Here is a 21383-nt window from a genome sequence, read left to right as displayed (position 1 = left end):
TTCGAGACGACGGAAGTAGAAAACCCAAGACTTCTCAAGGATTGACTCGCAAATTTTGCCTTATAACGGATTTCAATATAATATTCCGCCACGGGGATTCTGAAACACACCAGACTTACTTCAGGATCAACATCTTCCGCGTCGCGGTGAATGCATCGGCTTTAAGGGTATAGAAATAGACACCGCTTGCTACAGGCTCCCCTTGGTCATTTCGACCATCCCAATAGGCAGCACGACTCCGAGTTTCATAACTACCGACTGACCTATGTCCTAAATCCAACGTCCGCACTAACTTGCCATCCGCAGCATAGATAGCGATGCTGACTTCAGCAGGGGCAGCTAAACGATACGGAATCCACGTCTCCGGGTTGAACGGATTGGGATAGTTCGGTAAGACCTCTGTCAACTCAGGGTGTGGAAAAGACTCAAGGTGCCCCGGTGCGGCAGAGACACTCTCACTCTCATCCATACTCTCACTCTCATCCATAGGACGAGGTATGTCAAGCACGAGTTGACCTGGCACAAGTAATCCTATGATAACATCTTCAATCTGTGAACCGTTAAAATTTGCGCGACGGATGCGCCCTTGGGTATCTGTCCAATACAACTTCTCACTTGCAAGGTCGACAGCAATGCCCACTGGGACGCTATCTAACCTATATAATACTTTCAGCCTATGTTTTTCAAGATCCGCGCGTCTGATTATTCCCTTCGTTTCACTAATTTTCTCGGTCCAGTAGAGGTGGTCACCGGCTATTGTGATGTGTCCAAGCGTCTGCGGAATTTTCAGAAAGGTTTGGATATTTTCTCCATTCAGGTCTGCCGATAGGATGCGTTCTTGTCGATCTGTCCAATAGAGTTTACTGCGGGCTGTATCTATGGTGATGTGTTTCGGGGAATTGAGCCCTGTGATCAGATTTTCAATATTGGAACCGTCAAGGTTGCACGTTTGAATCTCGCCCCGATTATTCGTCCAATAGAGTTTGCCCTGCAACGGGTGAATGGCAAGACTCACCGGCATGTTCATGAAAGTCGAGATTTCTATATGAGGCGAAAAAAGATCATCCAGGGCAGTACTTTTGATCGATGCACAGTGATATCCCATAGGTAGCAGCCCCTCTATCCAGTACATTTGCCGATTTAATTCATCATAAGCGATACTTTGTACCTGGGTGGCATGTACCCATTCACTCCCTTCAGGCCCATAAAGATGGTTATCTATCGCGTCTACCCAATAGATATTCGGATATTCTGACGGATCGATGAGTACTTTTTCTCGCGCCATAGCATTAAAACGGATCTGTTTGGAAACGCCAGGGACACTCACATGGACTACAGGGGCGAGAGTCTCTACTTGATATCCGAGCAACAGATGATTCTGTGCTCGTCCATCGGCATCCGTGCGGGATTCCATATCGGAGAGAAGCCCGTGATCGCTCCGCAGAGAGCCCGCGGGGTGATCCTCAGTTGGATACTGAGTCACACGAAAGATGACTTCTATGCCTACGACTGGGTCACCATTTGCGTCTACGACTTCTACAACGAAGGGTTCTGGTAACCAAGCGTTAGGGAGGCCGAGCTGATTATCTCCAGAAATTTTTCGGATATCCGCAGGAATTCGGTCATTCGCATCAACAATACCATCACTGTTGATATCTACCTGATTTTTATCAGCTGCTTGCATATCATCTTCTTGGAAGAAAAAAGGCTCCTGTATATAATTTCCACGCTTATCCATAACCCAAAGATGATTGTACATAAGATGATGGGGCGATGGGGCTAATTCGGTGGTGATAAATTCAACAGTTGCGCTTGTTCCGTTTAAGGATTTACAAGCAATTAAGCTCTCTCTCATGCTGTTATCATAGTTTTTTCGGTACCCAACTATGCTTGCCTGATGCAATCCATCGGGATCACTCAACTCAAAGCGGAGAATGGCCGCATTGGGTGGATAGGCGAGGATTGGAAACGTTTTTATTCTTGTGAGTGTATCCTTAATATCGGTTGGGTTTTCATTGAAGTACCGATGGGCATCTAACCATTCAGCTGCAAACTTAGACATCGACAGCGGAATCCCATCATAACCATACGACATGATCCCTCCGGTCCGAAAATCGTGAGGCAATGAAAATGCGTGCCCTAACTCGTGAATTGTAACGCCGAAAACACTACGCGGTAGCCCACAAGCTCCCTGATGAGTCGCGCCTTTATGGTATGTGTATGCATATCCCTCATGAAGGCTCCACTCAGTAGCCACGCCAGAACCTATAAGGAAGCAATCCAGCCCGTTCTTGGTGGCGCATGAGGTGATATAGATATTCTTTGATATATCACCGAAGTGTTCCTTGATTTCAGTTCCAATTGATGTAAGGGGTTGGAAATCATAATGTGAGGTTTCGAACTGCCCAATCACACGGTGCACGATGACTTTTCCTGCCTCATCGGTTTCAAGTCTAAAGGTTTTTCTGCCAAACCCATGGCGTTCCATTTCGTCGGCGTAAAACTTTTGGACATCTTTCATCAATGTACCCAGATAGGCTTCCATATTCGGATCGGGGAGGAGGTCATTTGGAACAAAGTAAACCGTTCGCACGACATACTGAGGCATCTCCTCCTGAGCGAAACTATTCGGCAAGCATAGAAATGTAACGAAAGTCAAAAACACAAGTAAATAAATGGCTATTGTTTTCATGGCAACTCCTTTGGGTGATCAGTTTTATCATAACAATAAATATTTCTACTATGCGAATGGACACCTATTTCTAACAGCCAAATACCCGATACAAGAATAAGAGGATATGATAGATAATTGCAAATTTCGCTATAATAACGCAAGTTGCCGCGTATCATAAACATATAGCACTCCGCTGGAGTGCGATCGGTAAATACGCCATTTTCTATAGATATATCACCCCTCTGGGGTGTGGAAAGCGACTGAAAAACCTTTCTGAAATGTGCCAAATCCGTTAGTAGCAACTTAGAACTTAGGTTATAATATTATAACACATCATAGCATGAAAATCAATTTTTTTGCTCCGAAATCTCCGAAAGGCTATGCCAATATTTTGGTAGCGGATTGTGAATGGCGGTCAGTGAATAGTAGTTCGTACAAGACAGACGAGGAGCCCTCGCTCCTATAATTAGAATTCATCTAAATCAAGGGCAACGAAACGGTATCCGAGGGGTTTTATGCGCTCAACCAAAACCTCTCGGATTTCGAGTGCATGCGCAAATTGCGCCTCGGAGATCTGGATGCGTAAAACGGGTGTGTGGTCAAAGAGAACAGCGTCTTCAATTTGAAGTTCGTGCAGGACCTGTTCAATTTCTTTGAGTGAAGTCTGGTTTTCGCCTTTTCCGAAACTGTGTTCTTTTTCCATATCAGGAACGTCGCCTCCAGTCGCTTCCTGCCATGAATCCACCATCCACGAAGACCATTTGACCGGTGACAAAATCAGAGGCATTGGATGCGAAGAAGATTGTCAAACCCGCCAAGTCTTCAGGCTCTCCCCACCGATAGGCGGGTGTCCGGTTGAGGATCCATTCATTGCGGTTGTCTTCGCGTGCGGGTGCGGTCATCTCTGTCCGGATAAACCCGGGTGCGATGCCGTTCACTTGAATGTTGTGTTCCGCCCATTCTACAGCGAGGAGTTTTGTCAATTGCAGGAGTCCACCTTTCGCTGCCGTATAGGCGACGCTCGTGGGTAACCCGATCGCTGAGGTGAGCGATAAGGTATTAATGACCTTTCCAGCCTTCTGTTCTTTCATAACGTTACCACAGGCTTTTGCGAGAAAGAAGGCACCTTTGAGATTAATATCTGTGACGAAATCCCAATCCGTTTCGGTAAAGTCCAGTGCAGGATTCCGTCTATTGACTCCAGCGTTATTGACGAGCACATCAATTCTGCCGAAGGTTTCAACAGTTTGGGCAACGAGCGCATCAATTTCAGTGAGATTCCCGACATCCGCCTGAATTGGGAGGACGGTTCCACCGGTCTCCGCAGCAATTCGTTCAGCAACGGGTGTTAATGTCTCCAGTTCTCTGCCAACAATGACGAGTTCGGAACCTGCGCCTGCGAGCCCTTCCACCATAGCGAGTCCGATGCCACGACTGGCACCCGTGACAAGACTCACCTTGCCATCAAGTCGAAATTGCTGGATGACGTTGGTTGCGGGTTTTTGAATCATATATTACTCCAATTTGTGTTATACCAATTAACCAATTTTATTTTCTCCAATTCTATTCGCTATCTATAGCAAGTGCTGTATCGGATTTGCTACCCTCCGGCGGCGCAATCCGGGTATGTATACCTACAGATGTTGAACAAAAGTCTTTATTCTCCAGAGGTTCAATTGAAAGCCGACATCCAAGCGCGGTAAGAATCGTTATGAGCATATCAAGGCGCGGTGGCTTCTCATACGAGAACACTTCCGAGAGGGTTTGTGGGTCCATTTCAGTTTGCTTGGCAAGTTTGGGGATCCCGCCCTGTGCGTCTATAACAATCCGGAGTGCACTCACTAACGCAGCTGGGTTCCTGTATATTTGGTAATCCTGTAATACCGCTTGAAGAAACCCGATGGCAGCCTCGCGATCCGCGGTCAGGTCTTCAATAAGAACATCATGCCATTTTCTTAATTTTCTCATGTGTGTGCCTCCTTGTATTCTTGCCAATAGGTTTTTGCGCGTCGAATATCTCGCGTTTGCGATGCCTTGTCCCCACCGCAGAGCAAAAGCACAATTGTGTTATCTATCTCCGCAAAATAAACACGATAACCCGCCCCGATATGGATACGCATTTCAAAAACGCCTCCACCCACAGAGCGGTAATCACCGAAATTGCCTTGCTCAAGATAGAGCAATCTCGACCGAATACTACTTTGTGCTCTTGTATCTCGAATAGTTTTAAACCACTCAGTGAAAGGTTCACTACCTTTTGAAGTCTGATAGAATTGTAGCTCTCGTGGGCGTGTGCTACGCATTAAGATTGTGCTTGATTAACATCAATACCAGTTTAATTAATCGTTTAACCCTTCCTGTTCTGCGAATTCAAACAATTGTCCACCGTCAATAGCCTTTATTTTTCCGTTGTGTTCCTCAGCAAGAGAAACAAGCAGTTCTGCTCCACGTGAGTGTTTTAAATTAATTTCAAGACCAACAACGTAGATAACGGCGTTATTGCGATTCTGTTCACGGACAATATCAAGAATCTTCTGAGTGTTCGTTTCAATGTGTACTTCACTATTCTTATCTACTTGTGGTAAGCCATCTGTTATCAAAACAACAACAGTGGGTTCAAACGTCAAAGCGGCTTCAATGGCAAGGAGAATGTTAGTATCGCTATTCTTCCAAAGACCCTCCGGTGTGAATCTGTCAAGGTACTTGAAGACACGTTCTATGTTCGTCGCATTCGCAGGAATCATTTTCTCACTCATAGTTTCCGCTGTGGTAGAAAACGTTACAATGTTAAACTTATCCTCATCTCCTAACATCATTACGGAATCTTTTAGAGCGCTTACTGCCAATGGTAACTTTTTCATTCCCGCTGCCACCATACTTGCGGTGATGTCAAGACAGTAGACGACCTCTTTGGGTCCGTTAAGTTCGTTGAGGAAATCAATGATGCCAAGCCGATCTGCGATACCGTCAGCCCCACCACCGCCGAGGAGTCCGTCCCCGCCGCCCTGTCCACTGCCACGGAACCTCCCCATGCCCTCGTCTCCACGCGCTCGGACTCTACCGGTAACAACCCCGCGACCATCGGTGCGTCCGGGTTGTGAGATGAGCCTACTGAGATTTGAGGCTTCCGCATCTCGTAATTGGGCATCCGTCATAACATCTGGGATGGTTTCACTCACCGGTGCTTTATTGACTTCAACATCCTGAATCACAACGCGTGAACTGAGTTTCATGACTTCATCTATTTTGTTCCGCGTCGTTTCAATTTTCCTATCCTCCGCATTTCTTGCGAGCTGCTGATTGGGATCATATAATTTTTTTGTCAATGGCGGTTTGGGCTTTGGGCTGCGCTTCCTGGGTGCTTCTGCATCGTCAATCAAATCAACAGCAAAGGCATCCTCCTGCTGATCGCTGAGTTGGTTTATTGGCAAGAAGAGATAGACAATGACAACGATCATGTGAACAATAAGAGATAATAAAACGACAGAACGTATCCTATTTCTACGCCGTTCGGCATCAATGCGCCAATTTAGAAGTTGATTTAACATGATAAACCCTCTCAGTGTGTTTTTTCATCGGTACGCGTCTCGGCAATCAATAATTAAGATCAGGACGGACGCAATTTTGACCGTAAGGCATTCTTTTAGGTGGAGATACCCGGACGAAGACAGACGTTTGGATAGCACAACCTAATAGGTTATACTACATGGTAGATGCCAAAGTTTGCTGATCTTCAAAAGCTGCAATCCACGTTTTGCCTTCTGGTGTCAATTCATAGTAGGTATGATTCCGGTGTTTGATCCACTTGCCTTTAACGATGTTCTTTCGATATTGGATTACACGTCCTTGCACCCGTTTTAACCCACCAAGTTCCCTTAATTTTCGGTGTCGTTGTTGCATCTCTTCAAGCGGAACTCTTAAAGTCTCAGCGACAACGATGGAGTAGTCCATTCCGAATTCTTGATGGTGCTTGAGTATAAAGTAATCCGTTTCATCAAGTTCGGCAAATTCGGGTGCGAGTGGAACGGCATCCGCTGCGACTTCGGTCGTCCGGATCTCATCCCATGTTACCTTTAGCAACCGCTCTGTCCGTAAACCTTGGACTGCATTGCAGGTGGCGTTGTGGACAGTAATCGTGCCGTCCTCTTTGAAATAGCCGGTAATTGGGTCTCCCTCTTGTGGGGTGCAACATTTGGCAATTTTGTATGTGAGCTCAGCAACCATTCATTCATACCATTGTAACGCCAATATATTACTCTAAGTTGACGCTATTTCGTCCGTTAGAATTAGGATTTACAGGATTTTAAGATTGGTAAGATTATTGAACATCTTAAAGAACGCCAACACCTAAGTTAGACAAATTTTCTTACACCATCTCAAAGGCGTTCTAATGCTCGGTATCCAATGTCGTTCCGAAAATGCGCATCGGCGAACCGAATAGCAGAAACGCCCTGATATGCCCGTTGAATCGCATCGTGTAACCCATCAGCAGTAGCCGTAACACCTAACACCCTACCGCCATCCGTGACGATGTTTTCACCGTCGTGTTTCGTGCCAGCGTGAAAGACATTCACCGCTTCAAGCGTTGCAGCATCTTCCAAGCCTGTAATAATTTTGCCCGTTTGGTAAGGGTCAGGATACCCCCCCGAAGCCATGACGACACAAGCGGCGGCTTCGTCATGCCATTGCACGTTAGTGTGCTGTGCGATCGTTCCATCAATACACGCCATCAACAAAGGCACCAAATCGCTCTTGAGACGCGGTAAAAGCACTTGTGCCTCCGGGTCTCCAAAACGACAGTTGAATTCCACCACCTTCGGACCGGCATCCGTAATCATCAAACCGACGTATAGCACACCTCTGAAGGGTCTTCCGATAGCCGCCATACCGTTGATAGTCGGGTAGACGATGTGCTGCATCACATCGTCGTGCAGTTCAGGTGTGATAACAGGAGCAGGCGAATAAGCACCCATTCCGCCGGTATTTTTACCCGTATCCCCGTCGTGCGACATTTTATGGTCTTGCGAAGAGACAAAAGGCAGACAGTGTGTGCCATCAGTGAGAACGGTAAACGAGGCTTCTTCGCCGATTAATTCTTCCTCAATTACGACGCTATCGCCTGCTTCGCCAAATGCTTTGTCTATTAAAATAGTTGTGACAGCTTGCGCCGCCTGTTTGAAGGTACGTCCGGGGATAACGCCTTTGCCAGCGGCAAGTCCATCTGCCTTAACAAAAACAGGTGTATTTTGATCCTCAATATACGCCATCGCCTCCTCAGCATCCACGAATGTGCGGTGCGCTGCGGTTGGTATATTGTTTTTCACCATCAGCTGCTTGGCGAAATCTTTGCTTGCTTCAAGACGAGCAGCACGTTTATCGGGTCCAAACGCTTTGAGTCCGCGCTCATGGAATGTATCAACGATCCCTTCAGCCAATGGTGCTTCGGGACCGACCACAGTTAATCCGATATTTTCGGATTCCGCCCAGTCTGCCAAGTCAGTAAACTGGTCCGGCATAGGGATAGATTCTGCGATTTGTGAGATGCCGGCATTGCCGGGGGCGCAATAGATTTTTTCAACGAGCGAACTCTGGGCAAGTTTCCAGACGAGTGTGTGTTCACGTCCGCCTTGCCCAATAACCAGTATTTTCATTAGGTCTTGTCCTTTTTTGAGTGTATTATATCAGAATATGTTCGGGAAATCAAAGGTTTTAAATTAAGTTCAAAAATAGCAGCGGCTGTGTTATACTTAATGCATCGACTTCAAACTGTTACCTATAGGAAAAGAAATAATACCATTTCTAAAAGTTTATACCACATTAACGGCACCTGAATGCGCAGGAGACCAACGGTTTCCTATGCTACAAGAAGGCACAAACTGAAAGTTTATGCTACAATTTCAATCAGAAATGGTATAAGAAACCATCAATGCGCAACACACACCCACGAGAAATAGAAACTTACCGAACGCAAAATGGACGTGAACCCTTTACGGAATGGTTTAACGCAGTTCGAGATACAAGAACACAAAGCAGAATTCGAGGTAGACTTGACCGACTTGAAAAGGGAAATTTTGGAGATTACCAATCTGTTGGTGGCGGTGTCTTTGAGCTGCGTCTGCCTTTTGGGCCAGGTTATCGCATCTACTTTGGTGAAGTGGATAGAACAATTGTCCTTCTGCTCTGTGGGGGCGACAAGGCATCGCAGGTACAGGATATCGAACGCGCAAAAAGCTATTGGCGAGAATACAAGGAGACACGAACATGAGAAAATACCGAAAATGGAGAGATATCGTAATAGCGCAGCTTGCAGCCGATTGGGATGCAGCAATTGACTATATTCAATTTGCATTGGAAGAATACCAAGTTGATGGTGACACGCCCGTACTACTGTTGTCCCTCAAAACGTTTATAGAATCGCAAGGTGGAATTGCCGAAGTTGCCAAGCACACCGGCATGGCACCAGAAACCCTGTCGAAAATCCTTTCAAGCGAAGATGCTCCACCCCTTGACACCTTTGTGACTATTCTCAAGGCACTGGGATGCCGACTTTCGATCGAACTACTAAAAGACGAGGACTTTCAGTCAGAGAAGATAGGCGCGAATGCTCCGATTGCCTCCTCAGAGGGCATTAAACCTGATATGGTACTCGCTACAGATAACAAATAGGAGATCAGTAAGCAATGGCTGAACAACACCACGAACTCGCCCATGTTTTTACGGATGCCTCGCAGGTTGTTAACGATGCGCGCGGTGGCACGCCACGCGACGTGAATACGCCCTATACCTTTCCCGGTTATAGCAAAGCGGAATGGACAGAAAAAGCCGCAGCGTTACGTCAACAAATTCGGGTTGCTAACGGCTTAATCCCGAGGCACGAACCGACCCCGCTCAATGCCGAAATCTTCGGGAGAATCGAACGAGAAGATTACAGTGTGGAGAAGGTCTATTTTGAACCCTTTCCAGGCTTCTTCACAACCGGAAATCTTTATCGTCCGTTGGGGAAATCGGGTCCGTTTCCGGGGATTGTGAGTCCACACGGACATTGGGCACGTGGGAGACTTGAGAACATTCCGCGCGGCTCAATTCCAGGACGATGCATCAATTTCGCCAAACAAGGTTATGTCATTTTTGCGTACGATATGATCGGTTACAATGATAGTGGTAAACAGATAGACCACCGCTATGGTGGTGTCCACGAAGGATTATGGGGTATGAGTGCAATGGGCCTTCAACTCCAAAATAGTATTCGCTCCATTGACTTTTTAGAGAGCCTGCCAGATGTGGACAGTGAACGCATTGGGTGTACAGGTGCGTCAGGGGGTGGCACACAGACCTTTATCTTGACAGCGGTTGATGAACGTATCAAGGTCTCTGCCCCTGTGAATATGATTTCAGCGACGATGCAAGGCGGTTGCCTCTGTGAAAACGCGCCGAACCTGCGTTTAGATGTTAGCAACATTGAGATTGGCGCGCTGATGGCACCGAGACCGCTTCTACTGGTGTCGGCGACAGGTGACTGGACAGTGAATACCCCGACGGTTGAATATCCTGCTATCCGAAGTATCTATGCCCATTTCGATGCAGCAGACAAAGTGCATCAGGTTCAGATAGACGCAGAACATAATTACAATCAAGAGAGCCGCGAAGCCGTATACGCTTGGTTTGCTAAATGGTTCTTAGGGGTAGAGGATGCTTCGGCGTTCAAAGAGGTGCCGTTTCAGGTTGAACCGGACGATGCCTTGCTGGTTTTCTCAGAACGTGAGATGCCCAGGCATGCCTTAAAACAGGAGACGTTTCTACCGACTTGGGCGAATCGCTGTCGTACAGCAATAGAACAACGGAAACCGACGAATGAAACAGAACTCCAGACATTCCGTGAAGAGATAGGGAGCGGGTTGCAACACGCACTCGGATTACAAATTCCGAAAAGTATGGACGTAACGCTTTTTGAACCGAAAGGTGCCTTTCCAACGACTTATCAAAGGAATGTAGGGCGCAGCTTGCAAGCCCATATTCAGATGTCGGCAAGACATCTCGTTATCGGTAGAAAGGACATAGGGGACGCTATTCCCGCTATTCTATTTAGCCCAGAACCACAAGTAGGACATGACCCCGTGGTTGTTATTGTTCACCCAGAAGGCAAAGAGAAGTTAATTGATACAGAAACGGGGGAACCGTTGCCGCTTATCACAAACCTGCTCAGTGCCGACCGGAAAGTGCTCCTGATTGATGTTTTCGGTACAGGCGAACATAGGAATTATGAGAGATCAGAAGATACCAATTACTTTACTACCTATAACCGAACAACTGCCGCATCACGCGTGCAAGACATTGTGACGGCACTGCACTGTTTTACAGATAGGGGGGACGTTTCGGAAGTGAATTTGATTGGGATTGGTGAAGGGGGACTGTGGAGTCTGTTGGCGGCAGGATTCACAGATGTAAAGAACGTTGTTGTAGATGCAGCAGCATTTGCCCTGCAAGACGATCTTGATGGCGACGCTGCTTTCTTGGAAACGCTACCCATACCGAATATCCGGCAGGTCGGGGACTTTCGGACTGCCGGGACGCTGATTGCACCGCGACCGCTGATTATCCATAACACGGGTGATGCATTTGACACGGGATGGATTGCTGAGGTATACGGAAATATTGGCGCAAGCGAGCGTTTGCTTGTGGAGAGTGGTAGATTGTCCCATGAAGAGATCGTTGCACGGGTGACGGCAGGCTAATTAAGTGCGGGGACACAAATAAGGATTGAGTGTTCTCACTTCAGTTGTAATATAATCTGTCAGATTGTGTGTTCTAAGTCGCAAACTAAAAGTTTGCGGTACAAAATAAGGAAAAAATATAGGGCGGACACTGCGGTCCGCCCTTACGTTTGTCAGCACGATTTGTAACCGTGCGGAATTACAAAATTGTCTTCTATGAAAGGTTGTATCCACGTTCGTTGTGTTGAGAAAGGTCGAGTCCCATGCGTTCCTCATCCTCCTCAACACGTAAGCCGACTATGGCATCAACAATCTTGAGGATAATAAACGAAAGCACACCACTCCAAATAATAGTAACGACGATGCTAAGGAACTGTGCCCAAACTTGCATCCCGATACTTTTATCCAATCCAACACCACCTAAACCTTCGGCGGCAAAAACTCCAGTTAATAATGCCCCGACAATCCCACCGATACCGTGAACACCGAACGCATCTAAGGAATCGTCATAGCCGAGTTGCGCTTTTAAGCTGGTAGCACCCCAGAAACAGACGACTCCTGAGACGATACCGATAGCGAGAGCACCGATAGGTCCAACGGAACCAGAAGCCGGGGTAATAGCAACCAAGCCGGCGACCGCCCCTGTTACAATGCCCAAAGCACTCGGTTTGCCGTGTTTCGCCCATTCAACAAACATCCACGCAACGGCAGCAGTTGCAGTTGAAATCTGCGTGACGAGCATCGCCATACCCGCGGCACCATCAGCGGCAACAGCACTACCGGCATTGAAGCCGAACCAGCCGACCCAAAGCATAGATGCACCAACAACGGTCAGCGTTAAGCTGTGCGGTGGCATTGCTGTTGTTTGATAACCGAGACGTTTTCCGACTAAGATGGCAGCAATGAGCGCTGCGATTCCTGCGTTAATATGCACAACAGTACCACCAGCAAAGTCGAGTGCCCCGATAATATCGCCAAAGAGTGATCCGTCGCCAGACCATGCCATGTGGCAGAGCGGTGCGTACACGATTATCGACCAGATTATAGAGAAGATGAGCATCGCGGAGAATTTCATCCGTTCAGCGAACGCGCCAGCAATCAGCGCAGGTGTAATAATCGCGAATGTGAGTTGGAAGGTGATAAAAACGGTTTCAGGGATAGTCCCAGAGAGAGTATCTACACCGATACCGCGCAGGAACATCGTACCAAGCCCGCCAACAAAGGAGGTGAGTGTGATTTTTCCTGCCTCCATACCAACGGTGTTAAAGGCGAGACTATAGCCACAGATAACCCATATAATAGTAATCAACCCTGTCAATGCGAAACATTGCATAAGGACAGAGAGTACATTTTGGACGCGTACGAGTCCTCCATAGAAGAGGGCGAGTCCGGGGATAGTCATAAATAGGACGAGAGCCGTTGAGGTAAGCATCCAAGCGGTGTCGCCTGAATCATGTGTAGCCTCCTGTGCCATCGCCAAACTCGGCACGCCACAAAGTAAAAGAATAACAATTAGTGTTCTAATTCGTGTGTAACCAGATCGTTTTTTCGCAGACGTCGATGCACATCGTTGTCGCATCTGGGATCCTCCATAATATTCACAAGCAAATGGTGCTTGTTCCGTTGTTCTATAAAGCAGACTGCTCTGTCTACTATTCAGTTAAGGGTACACTTTCGCTGGTGAGTTCCAAAATTTCATCCAGCAAAAAAGTGAGTTTGTCAGATAGAAGTTATATTTCCCGATTTTTACGATAACAGGCATTAATTTGCCATTTTAGCAGAATACAGCGAAGGTATCAAGTAGTGATAGACCCCGTCCTAAAGGGCGAGGCTTCTGCAAAAGTTTTACAGAAGCATTCGTGCTATCAACGACCACTGCTTCCAGTCAAAGACTTACGTAGCCTACTGCAACAGACGCTATCCCGACTGCGACACAAACGTGTCCTTACGAAAAGTTTGATACACATTTTCAAATGGGATTCAGCATGACCTGTCTTTCCCTACTGTGTATGTCAAGCAGATTTTTTACAAGTATAGAGTTGTAAGGCTTTTACGTAGTTGTCTCACTTGTTTAGCGTATCTACCATAGCATCAACTACAACCTATGCCGATTACAATGCGTATTATAGCAGATTCAATCACTTGTTTCAAGGAAAACAACGTCTACATCTCCTACCTAAAGGACGGAGTTTTGACGCTGAAGATTATGATAATTTCAAGTGTATTTAGTCCCACCAGCGTTTCGATCCTGTGAAGGTAGCATCCGCTCCTATTGGAATAACCAGTGAACTATAGTCTACAACAGAGAAAAAAAGGCAATCAAATACAACAGCAAAAAGGGAAACGCCCACAAATCATGAAGTAAAACTCAGGGATAAAAGTGAAACTTCCAGTGGGCGGTCCCTATTCGTTTCATAGCCGAAAGGCTATGAGAAAAATACGTTTAACGTATTGCAGAGACGTTGAAGTCTGGATAGGCACTTGCGCCGTGTTCTTCGTAGTCCAGTCCTGCTTGTTCTTCTTCTTCCGTAACCCGTAAACCTGTAGCAGCTTTGATACCGTAGAAGAGAATAAAGCCTGTAACGAGACACCATACCAGAACAGCGACAACACCGACGAACTGTGCCCAGAGAAGCTCGAATCCACCACCGAAGAAAACGCCACTTTCACTGTCGAAAAATCCGAGGAGAATCGTTCCTAACGCACCACACGTACCATGTACAGAAATAGCACCAACCGGATCATCAACGCGAAGTTTTTCAAAAAACAGGACACTCAACACAACAACGATACCCCCCAGGGCACCGATAATCGCAGCGGATACTGGACTCACAGAGGCACAGCCTGCAGTAATTGCGACCAATCCAGCGAGTGCGCCGTTGAGGGACATACCAGCATCGGGTTTACCGAGGAATATCCACGCGGTAATCATAGCCAGAATAGCACCCGCTGCTGCTGCGAGGTTGGTGGTTACAGCAATACTGGAGATGTCGGCTGCATCAGCACCCATTTGGCTACCTGGGTTGAATCCGAACCATCCGAGCCACAAAATAAAGACCCCAAGTGCGGCAAGCGGAAGATTGTGTCCAGCAATCGGTCTCGGGTTGCCTTCACTATCGTATTTACCCATACGGGGACCTAAGACGATAGCACCTGTCAAAGCGAGCCAACCGCCTGTCGAATGGACAACTGTTGAACCCGCGAAGTCAGACATACCCAGATTTGACAACCAACCCCCACCCCAAATCCAGTGTCCAACAATCGGATAGATAACACCGGTGATGAAGACGCTGTAAATGAGATAACTTTTGAATTGTGTGCGTTCCGCCATTGCGCCGGAAACGATAGTTGCGGCAGTAGCAGCGAACACAAGCTGGAAGAGCCATGCGGCATGTGTCGGAACAGAACTCCATTCCAATGAACCAAATACATCAGAATCAGATGGGACGAACCATCCACTTGTTCCCATGAATGCATTACCGGCACCAAACATGATAGCAAAACCGATCGCCCAATATGCGATCGAACCCATCGAGAAGTCCATCAGGTTCTTCATAAGGATGTTGACGGCGTTCTTGGCGCGTGTGAATCCTGATTCCACCATAGCGAATCCTGCTTGCATAAAGAAAACGAGAAATGCAGCGACAAGCACCCATAACGTGTCAGCCATATATTTTGCGTCAGAAACCTTCTCGCCCTCAATAGCTCCATTTAAGGCGAAAACGTTTAGACTTAATAGGCAGGTAAGGGCAAAAACGACTATAATCACCTTTTTCTTCATTTGAAATATCTCCTTGTAGAACAGCAGTCAGTTGTTAGCAGTCAGTAAAGAAGGACTGATCCATCACACGCCTCTTTTTACGAATAACCGATAACTAACAACTGATAGTTCGCGTCTTTACCACGAGCGAACGAATGTCATTCTGCCAGTAATTCCTGTATCCTCGTCCTCTTTTTGGGTCTCAAAGCCGACGAAGACTCCGAGGGTGTTATTTTCACCGTAGGCAACATTTGCCCGAAGACCGGGAGCAAGACCCCCGAGTCCGCCGTTGGTTAAATCAAGCGTTACTTCTACCTGTGGACCAACAGAGAGTGTATCGTTGAGCGACAGAAGTAAAAAATTTCGGGTGTAGATCGAATCGTCACCATAATCAAAAGGCGAATTGAAGAACCCTTGTATCCATGACTCAAAATAGATGGAACCAGCGGTGAGATACGTAAACAACTGCGGGGCAATCAAGGAAGATGGCCCGTTCGGTGCAGCGTAATCAAACCCAATACCTACCATGGGAAGGAAACTAAGTGACAGTGAGTCGCTATCAACAACCGGAATACCAAGTCCAATATCTAACTCACCGAACGTCCCAACAACATAAATGTCGGTATCTAATGAGAGACCGCCGAGGAAACTTGGAGAATGACTGGCACCCACCCATATCTGTGTGCCTAAACTATCTGTGTCAGTACGGAACCAACCCGAAGCACTTGATGCCTCTTCCTCCGCCATCTCTTCACCGGCTTCATGTGCATCTGCATAGGCAGTATGGATACTACCGACGGCGAAAATACAGACGACTGCTAACAACTGAGCGAACCAAAATGTATGCGTTTTCATTAAAATCTCCTTGTGCACACCAAAGCGTGCATGGGTGTTGTGTAGATTTAGTTAACGGACAATCACGGTGCTATCGTGCCAGTTCAGGTTTCTATTTAGAACGGAGCCTCTTGACTCCGACATAATTTTCTGATATACTCGCCTGCAAACAACAGGCTTTCACCAGCACATCTTGCGCACCTATTGTCGCTTAAAGCAAAACGCGTGCCAATTGGTTATTGGTTATTAGTGGTTGGTGGTTGGTAGTTCCCGTTATAGCGGTTAGCGCAATGTGTTCTTGCGACAAACCGTTCTTACCCATTAACCATTCACTATTAAGTGAGGAGACAGATTTCTAACAAAAATGCTGAAATTTTCAACAAAAGATTGCCCAAAAAAAAAGCATATTGCGCTTTTAAGCACTGTTGTAATATTCGGGGCACTCCTCCGTTTCTGGAATTTGGGCGAGTGGAGTTTTTGGATCGATGAGGTCTTTACTGTTAAAGATGCACAGAAACTCTCGTTGGAGAGTTGGCAGGGCATTCCAAACCCTGTTCCATATCTGGCAGTAAAATTATCCATCGCGCTTTCGAGTGATAGTGAATGGGGGAGTCGTTTGATTCCGTGTATTGTTGGGATCGTCTCAATTCCTGCAGTCTTTGGGTTAGGACGCACGCTATTCAATTGGCGAATTGGACTTCTTGGTAGCACGTTTATGGCGTGTTCAAGTTGGCATCTGTTTTGGACACAGAACGCCCGTTATCCCGTCTTTACACTACTCTTTGGAGTCCTGACAGCGTGGTGCTTCTATCTGTCCCTCGAACGCGATTCGACGCTTTTGACGATAGGTGCACTCCTTTCTTGTTTTTGTCTAATTCTCTCGCACATCCTCTCCGTTGTAATTGTGCCAGCATTAGCCGTCTATGCGGTAGTCTGTCTATCAGAAAAATCCAACAAAAAACGGTGGCTGAATCTGCTTATTTTCTTTATCCCTTTCGCGATGCCGGTGTTCGCACTGATATTTCCACAGGTTCGGGACTATCTCTTCTCCGGGTGGGGACGCAATGTATGGCAGCGAAGCCCACTCTATATTGTGCTAACGCTCGTCCACGGGATGAGCGTGCCGATAGCAGTTACTGCCTTTTTCGGTTGCGTCGCGATGGGACTCAACAGGTCTGTACGGTTTTTACTCTGCTACGCTGGTGTACCGCTGGCACTCTTTCTCATAGCATCGCAATTTCAAAATGTCGCCGGTTATTACTTATTCTGGACGATTCCTGCCTATTTTATTTTCGCTGGTATTGCGTGCGAAAGGGTTTGGGGGGCAATAGAATCACAATCAGGTGGAAAAATACTGGGGATGCTCATGCCATGTGTTCTGGTGGTGACGTTGCTCTCACAGGTCTATCTCTACTTTCAGATCGAAAACGGTGGGCGACCGAGATGGCGGGAGGCGTTTGAAGCGATTGAAGCCGAAAAGAGACCAACGGATAGCGTAGTGCTTTCAGAACCTGAGATGGGTCGGTATTACCTTCCAGAACTGATGCCCGTCTACATAGGCAAATTGTTAGACGACGCAGCAGGTTTCGAGAAACAGTGGGAATCTTCTGGAAAAGCGCGATTGTGGTTTGTTGTAGACGTGGCGAGTTTTAACGTTTTCGATGCGAATGTGGAGGTCCGCAGTTGGATTCGCGAACGCGGGCACCTTGTAAAGACCTTGCCTGCCTTCTCACGTGCGAAAGACAGGACAATTCACATCTATCTGTTGGAATAGAACATGATCGCCTTCAAGACAAAAACGCCTTGATTGCTCCGCCGACACCGACTGCGGCTGCAATACGAAATAACCAATCAATCAATGTTTTCTTGTAAGTCGCAACGGCTGTCGTTCCCGCTACAGCAGTTTCAACGTTCCGAAGTCGATCGTCTAAAGATTGAATATCGGAGCGGACATCAGCGATATCTGTTTTGAGTTCGGATCGGACCTCGGCAATCTGTGTTTTGAGTCCCGTGATCTGCCCCTTGAGTTCTGAAGACTGATTTTGTATATCAGCACGCAGTAACTCAAACATCTCTTTCGTTGTTATCGTATCACCGTTCATTGCTTTTTTCTCCATTTTTCTACAACCTGACAGTTTTAACACGCGGCCCGGTCTGATTGGCACGCAGCGCTGCTTCGCGATCGGCACACAGCCCGTAATAAAGGTGATTCTTGCACAGTTGCCTCCAAGCGTCCGGCATAGGAGTATTATACTCGCCTTTATGGAAAAAAATCAAGATTTTTTCTCATTTAGCCAGCGGCATTCAATTTCAACACAATCCTTAAAAAGAAAATGGGGATAGATGAAAAAACTATTAAACTTGCTATTTGAATCAAATTGTGGTAGACTGCTCTGCTGAATATAACAAAAGCAAATGGAGAGAATGAACCATGGCAACGGAAGTACAAACTGCTCAAAATGTATGACCACTACTAACAGAAGTTATTTTTGTTCCCCATCGACAAAGTGAATACCAACGACTTATAGAGGTATTAGACAATTTAATTGATGTCGTAGGAGAAGATGAAGGTCATCCATTAGCCTCCCTAATGGAAATCATCGGTGTATTGATAGAAAAATATGAAGACGAACACATCCCAGAACTGACAGAAATATAACTTGTAGAGGAATCAATGCCGAATGCTCGTTTAGCATTCAAAAGGGATGAAATAGACCTGAAAAGAGGTTTATACTTACACAATCGGTCTCAAAATAGTAGACACTCGGTGTTTAGTGTCCGCGCGGATAAACGACGGTGTCTACTACTTTTGCCCAACCCCCAAAGAAAATTTACTTCCGTATTAACATCTTACGCGTGGCAGTAAATTCACCTGCTGTCAATGTATAGAAATAGACACCGCTTGCGACAGGTTCCCCGACTTCGTTTTTACCATCCCAATATGCCGCACGGCTCCCAGAATCATAGTGTCCCCCAGACTGATGCCCTAAATCCAATGTGCGCACCAACGCGCCATCAGCAGCATAAATGGTGATGCTCACATCCGCAGGCGATGCCAACTGATACGGTATCCACGTCTCCGGGTTGAACGGATTCGGATAGTTGCCGAACAACGATGTGACATCAGGCGGGGGCGCAAAATCGGCAAGGCTCGGAGCGGCAGGCGGAATCTCAATATCCACATCTTCAAGTCTCCGAAGACTCGCAAGGAGACCCACATCTGCTATCGGGTTATCGGCAAGCCGTAAACTCGTCAGTTGCGTCAACTTCCCGATCGGAGATATATCGCGGATCTGATTCTCTCGGAGATATAACGTCCGAAGATTCGTTAATCCCGCAAGCGGCGAGACATCGCGGATCTGATTATAGTCGAGCCAGAGACTTTCGAGTTTCGTCAATTTTGCCAGCGGTGTGATGTTACTTATCTGACTATCATAGAGGGATAACCCTCTGAGTTGCTTAAATCCGGCAATCAGTCGGACACCGGCGTTCTTTATCGGATTGCCACCAATCAACAACCAATCTAATTGCGTTAATTTTGTAAGGGGACCGATGTTGCTGATTTGGTTTTCATCAAGCGTTAGCGTTTTTAGGCGCGTTAAGCCTGAAAGCGGATTTAAGTCCCGAATTTGGTTTCGATCGAGTCTTAATCGGGTGAGTTGTTTGGCATGCTCAAGTCCCGTGAGGTTCTTTATTTGACTGTTCCTGGCATCTAATACGTCAAGTTTCAACATATCTTGTTTTGTGATAGGACCTTTGTTTTTGAGTCCCAAGGCTTTTCGGACAGCCTTTGCCAAGTTCGCGTCGGTGATGGATACAACTTTGGGTTCCTGTGGCGCATCATCAGCGTCAGGATGTGACTGTTCCCAAAGTCGAAAAATAGACACGCTGATATTTCCAGATGTATCAATCACCCTAACACCAACATGATGTATCGCAGCATCGGAAAGACTTACAAAATCTGTAAAGCTACCCTTGGAATTTACATGAGAAAAAGTAACACCACCCTCATATTCAAATTCAACAACAGCTTCTGTTTTCCCTGCCAATCCACGAGATTTTTGGAGTTCTCCAGTCACAACGTGAGCACCTGGTGAGATTCGATCAAGTAAGATTTGATGAAGTCCACTTGAATCCTCGACTTTGAACCGAAGGGGTATACTTTTTGATCCTGCGGCGTATGTAGGCGAGGAAATGAGCTCAACGGTTGGTGGTGACATAAATGCCGTGGGAATGCGAGGATTAAAAAATGGGGACACAGCCAAATATTCGGCTGCTGCTGCAGATAGAGAAGGATCTTGACGGGCCCCATACGACATGATGTACGAATCATCCCGAAAATCGTGATGCAATCCGAAGGCATGTCCCAATTCATGTGCCACCGTTCCCCAGGTAAATTGATCAGGCACTATTACGAGTCCACCAATTTTTCCTCGTCGACCTCCGCGCCCACTTCCCCCGCCATTACGAAGGTAAGGAAGTTTCCCAGCCCCAAGCACAATGAAGTAAATATTCGCCCCAAAATCAAATGCCTGCTCCAGTTCCTCAATTACAGCATCGCCAGCGGTGTTGTCATAGTGGCTAAAGGGGGATTTCCCATTTACGAGACGCACCCTTGGGGCCCCCTGACGATCGGTTTCAAAGCGAAAAGTTTTCTTGCCTTCGCCGTGTGCTTGCATCTGCTCGGCAAAGAAGTTTTGAGCGGTGCGGATACTATCTTTCATCTCCTGAACGACTTTGGGACGGTATAGCCAGTCATTGGGCAGAAAGTAGATCATCCGAACTGTAGGGAGTTCACCAACGTTCAAATTCTGTCCGGCACTCATGTGTAGTGGACAGATGAATATAACACACAGCACGGATAAGATAAATAGAGTCAAGGGTATTTTCATGTAGTGATACCTCCGATATGAACAAGGGTTCGCTACGTTGTTTCGCCTCCTTACGAAGTCCCTATCTGTAGACGTTAATATGCCCTGCTTCTATCCTTCCTTCAGGAAAGATAATAACACATCTCTCAGGGGCTTCATATTGAGTTCCGTTTTCTAACTTTAGGACACCTCTAAAAGTTAATGAACCCGCAACTTTATCATTGTACTTCTCTATAACAGAGATGATAAGATCCCCTTGATGAGTGAATTTCTTGTTCGATTCTGTATCATAGAGTTCGTCGGGTAGTTTATCACCGACGCTATAAGTTTTGTCAGGATTCCTCTCAATTCTAACGGGGGTTTGGCGCGGACGTATTTCATCTACACGCTTCTGTTTAGGTTCGATAGTTTCTAAGGTGATTGGCACTGGTGGCGTTTTTTGGCATGCAACCAACGTGCAAATCAACACGCAGAGAATTATAGGTATTGTTTACATTTAGAAGTTATTGACATTTTGCGTATAACTTGGTAAA

Annotated in this window: 18 protein-coding genes; 4 read left to right on the top strand and 14 right to left on the bottom strand. The window is 46.6% G+C overall.

All coding sequences use genetic code 11. The features are described from left to right. Positions 1-115: 115 nt before the first annotated feature. The 8 genes from OXN25_23900 to purD form a co-directional block, all read right to left on the bottom strand. A complete protein-coding gene (locus OXN25_23900; protein ID MDE0427913.1) occupies positions 116-2692 on the bottom strand; it encodes a T9SS type A sorting domain-containing protein in 2577 nt (858 codons plus the stop codon). Between the two features lie 448 nt (positions 2693-3140). Beyond that, entirely contained in the window at positions 3141-3377 is a 237-nt protein-coding gene (locus tag OXN25_23895) for a hypothetical protein (GenBank protein MDE0427912.1), read from the bottom strand. 1 nt (position 3378) lies between these two features. Then, positions 3379-4185, bottom strand: a complete 807-nt coding sequence (locus OXN25_23890) for a glucose 1-dehydrogenase (GenBank protein MDE0427911.1) — start codon at positions 4183-4185, stop codon at positions 3379-3381. 52 nt (positions 4186-4237) lie between these two features. Continuing rightward, positions 4238-4642 carry a hypothetical protein gene (locus OXN25_23885; protein MDE0427910.1) on the bottom strand — a complete coding sequence of 135 codons (405 nt, stop codon included), beginning with the start codon at positions 4640-4642 and terminating at the stop codon, positions 4238-4240. Continuing rightward, positions 4639-4977, bottom strand: a complete 339-nt coding sequence (locus OXN25_23880) for a type II toxin-antitoxin system RelE/ParE family toxin (protein ID MDE0427909.1) — start codon at positions 4975-4977, stop codon at positions 4639-4641. The genes OXN25_23885 and OXN25_23880 overlap by 4 nt, the downstream gene beginning before the upstream one ends. A gap of 36 nt (positions 4978-5013) precedes the next feature. Then, positions 5014-6222 carry a VWA domain-containing protein gene (locus tag OXN25_23875; GenBank protein ID MDE0427908.1) on the bottom strand — a complete coding sequence of 403 codons (1209 nt, stop codon included), beginning with the start codon at positions 6220-6222 and terminating at the stop codon, positions 5014-5016. Between the two features lie 154 nt (positions 6223-6376). Then, entirely contained in the window at positions 6377-6898 is a 522-nt protein-coding gene (locus tag OXN25_23870; GenBank protein MDE0427907.1) for a DUF2250 domain-containing protein, read from the bottom strand. A gap of 152 nt (positions 6899-7050) precedes the next feature. Then, positions 7051-8325: a phosphoribosylamine--glycine ligase gene (gene purD, locus OXN25_23865; protein MDE0427906.1), complete on the bottom strand. Its 1275-nt coding sequence runs from the start codon at positions 8323-8325 to the stop codon at positions 7051-7053. A gap of 275 nt (positions 8326-8600) precedes the next feature. On the opposite strand from purD, the gene OXN25_23860 reads away from it, so the two are divergent. Genes OXN25_23860 through OXN25_23850 form a run of 3 tightly spaced genes read left to right on the top strand, consistent with a single transcriptional unit; the run spans position 8601 to position 11406 of the window. Then, positions 8601-8939: a type II toxin-antitoxin system RelE/ParE family toxin gene (locus OXN25_23860; protein ID MDE0427905.1), complete on the top strand. Its 339-nt coding sequence runs from the start codon at positions 8601-8603 to the stop codon at positions 8937-8939. Further along, entirely contained in the window at positions 8936-9340 is a 405-nt protein-coding gene (locus OXN25_23855) for a helix-turn-helix domain-containing protein (GenBank protein MDE0427904.1), read from the top strand. Before OXN25_23860 ends, OXN25_23855 begins: the two co-directional genes overlap by 4 nt. A gap of 14 nt (positions 9341-9354) precedes the next feature. Next, entirely contained in the window at positions 9355-11406 is a 2052-nt protein-coding gene (locus OXN25_23850; protein MDE0427903.1) for an acetylxylan esterase, read from the top strand. A gap of 193 nt (positions 11407-11599) precedes the next feature. Here the strand turns inward: OXN25_23850 and OXN25_23845 are convergent, their stop codons facing one another. The 3 genes from OXN25_23845 to OXN25_23835 all read right to left on the bottom strand — a co-directional run bounded on the left by OXN25_23845 (position 11600) and on the right by OXN25_23835 (position 16000). Further along, positions 11600-12859 carry an ammonium transporter gene (locus OXN25_23845; protein MDE0427902.1) on the bottom strand — a complete coding sequence of 420 codons (1260 nt, stop codon included), beginning with the start codon at positions 12857-12859 and terminating at the stop codon, positions 11600-11602. A gap of 969 nt (positions 12860-13828) precedes the next feature. Continuing rightward, entirely contained in the window at positions 13829-15055 is a 1227-nt protein-coding gene (locus tag OXN25_23840) for an ammonium transporter (protein MDE0427901.1), read from the bottom strand. A 228-nt stretch (positions 15056-15283) separates the two neighbouring features. After that, positions 15284-16000, bottom strand: a complete 717-nt coding sequence (locus OXN25_23835; GenBank protein MDE0427900.1) for a hypothetical protein — start codon at positions 15998-16000, stop codon at positions 15284-15286. Positions 16001-16343: 343 nt separating this feature from the next. Between OXN25_23835 and OXN25_23830 the strand changes: the two genes are divergently transcribed. Further along, complete coding sequence (locus OXN25_23830; protein ID MDE0427899.1) at positions 16344-17753, top strand: glycosyltransferase family 39 protein; 1410 nt, start codon at positions 16344-16346, stop codon at positions 17751-17753. Positions 17754-17766: 13 nt separating this feature from the next. Here the strand turns inward: OXN25_23830 and OXN25_23825 are convergent, their stop codons facing one another. The 3 genes from OXN25_23825 to OXN25_23815 all read right to left on the bottom strand — a co-directional run bounded on the left by OXN25_23825 (position 17767) and on the right by OXN25_23815 (position 21277). Beyond that, positions 17767-18096: a hypothetical protein gene (locus OXN25_23825; protein MDE0427898.1), complete on the bottom strand. Its 330-nt coding sequence runs from the start codon at positions 18094-18096 to the stop codon at positions 17767-17769. A gap of 714 nt (positions 18097-18810) precedes the next feature. Then, entirely contained in the window at positions 18811-20871 is a 2061-nt protein-coding gene (locus tag OXN25_23820) for a leucine-rich repeat domain-containing protein (GenBank protein MDE0427897.1), read from the bottom strand. 61 nt (positions 20872-20932) lie between these two features. After that, a complete protein-coding gene (locus OXN25_23815; protein MDE0427896.1) occupies positions 20933-21277 on the bottom strand; it encodes a hypothetical protein in 345 nt (114 codons plus the stop codon). Positions 21278-21383: the final 106 nt, after the last annotated feature.

This window comes from Candidatus Poribacteria bacterium (genome assembly GCA_028820845.1).
Lineage (GTDB): Bacteria > Poribacteria > WGA-4E > WGA-4E > WGA-3G > WGA-3G.
This window is presented reverse-complemented; position numbering and strand designations above follow the sequence as displayed.

Bases quoted from the DNA above. Each gene is read 5' to 3' on its own strand.
- OXN25_23855 (MDE0427904.1), top strand. From the start codon at position 8,936: ATGAGAAAATACCGAAAATGGAGAGATATCGTAATAGCGCAGCTTGCA.
- OXN25_23825 (MDE0427898.1), bottom strand. From the start codon at position 18,096: ATGGAGAAAAAAGCAATGAACGGTGATACGATAACAACGAAAGAGATG.
- OXN25_23820 (MDE0427897.1), bottom strand. From the start codon at position 20,871: ATGAAAATACCCTTGACTCTATTTATCTTATCCGTGCTGTGTGTTATA.
- OXN25_23850 (MDE0427903.1), top strand. From the start codon at position 9,355: ATGGCTGAACAACACCACGAACTCGCCCATGTTTTTACGGATGCCTCG.
- OXN25_23895 (MDE0427912.1), bottom strand. From the start codon at position 3,377: ATGGAAAAAGAACACAGTTTCGGAAAAGGCGAAAACCAGACTTCACTC.
- OXN25_23835 (MDE0427900.1), bottom strand. From the start codon at position 16,000: ATGAAAACGCATACATTTTGGTTCGCTCAGTTGTTAGCAGTCGTCTGT.
- OXN25_23840 (MDE0427901.1), bottom strand. From the start codon at position 15,055: ATGGCTGACACGTTATGGGTGCTTGTCGCTGCATTTCTCGTTTTCTTT.
- OXN25_23860 (MDE0427905.1), top strand. From the start codon at position 8,601: ATGCGCAACACACACCCACGAGAAATAGAAACTTACCGAACGCAAAAT.
- OXN25_23885 (MDE0427910.1), bottom strand. From the start codon at position 4,642: ATGAGAAAATTAAGAAAATGGCATGATGTTCTTATTGAAGACCTGACC.
- OXN25_23875 (MDE0427908.1), bottom strand. From the start codon at position 6,222: ATGTTAAATCAACTTCTAAATTGGCGCATTGATGCCGAACGGCGTAGA.
- OXN25_23845 (MDE0427902.1), bottom strand. From the start codon at position 12,859: ATGGCACAGGAGGCTACACATGATTCAGGCGACACCGCTTGGATGCTT.
- OXN25_23880 (MDE0427909.1), bottom strand. From the start codon at position 4,977: ATGCGTAGCACACGCCCACGAGAGCTACAATTCTATCAGACTTCAAAA.
- OXN25_23900 (MDE0427913.1), bottom strand. From the start codon at position 2,692: ATGAAAACAATAGCCATTTATTTACTTGTGTTTTTGACTTTCGTTACA.
- OXN25_23830 (MDE0427899.1), top strand. From the start codon at position 16,344: ATGCTGAAATTTTCAACAAAAGATTGCCCAAAAAAAAAGCATATTGCG.
- purD (MDE0427906.1), bottom strand. From the start codon at position 8,325: ATGAAAATACTGGTTATTGGGCAAGGCGGACGTGAACACACACTCGTC.
- OXN25_23890 (MDE0427911.1), bottom strand. From the start codon at position 4,185: ATGATTCAAAAACCCGCAACCAACGTCATCCAGCAATTTCGACTTGAT.
- OXN25_23870 (MDE0427907.1), bottom strand. From the start codon at position 6,898: ATGGTTGCTGAGCTCACATACAAAATTGCCAAATGTTGCACCCCACAA.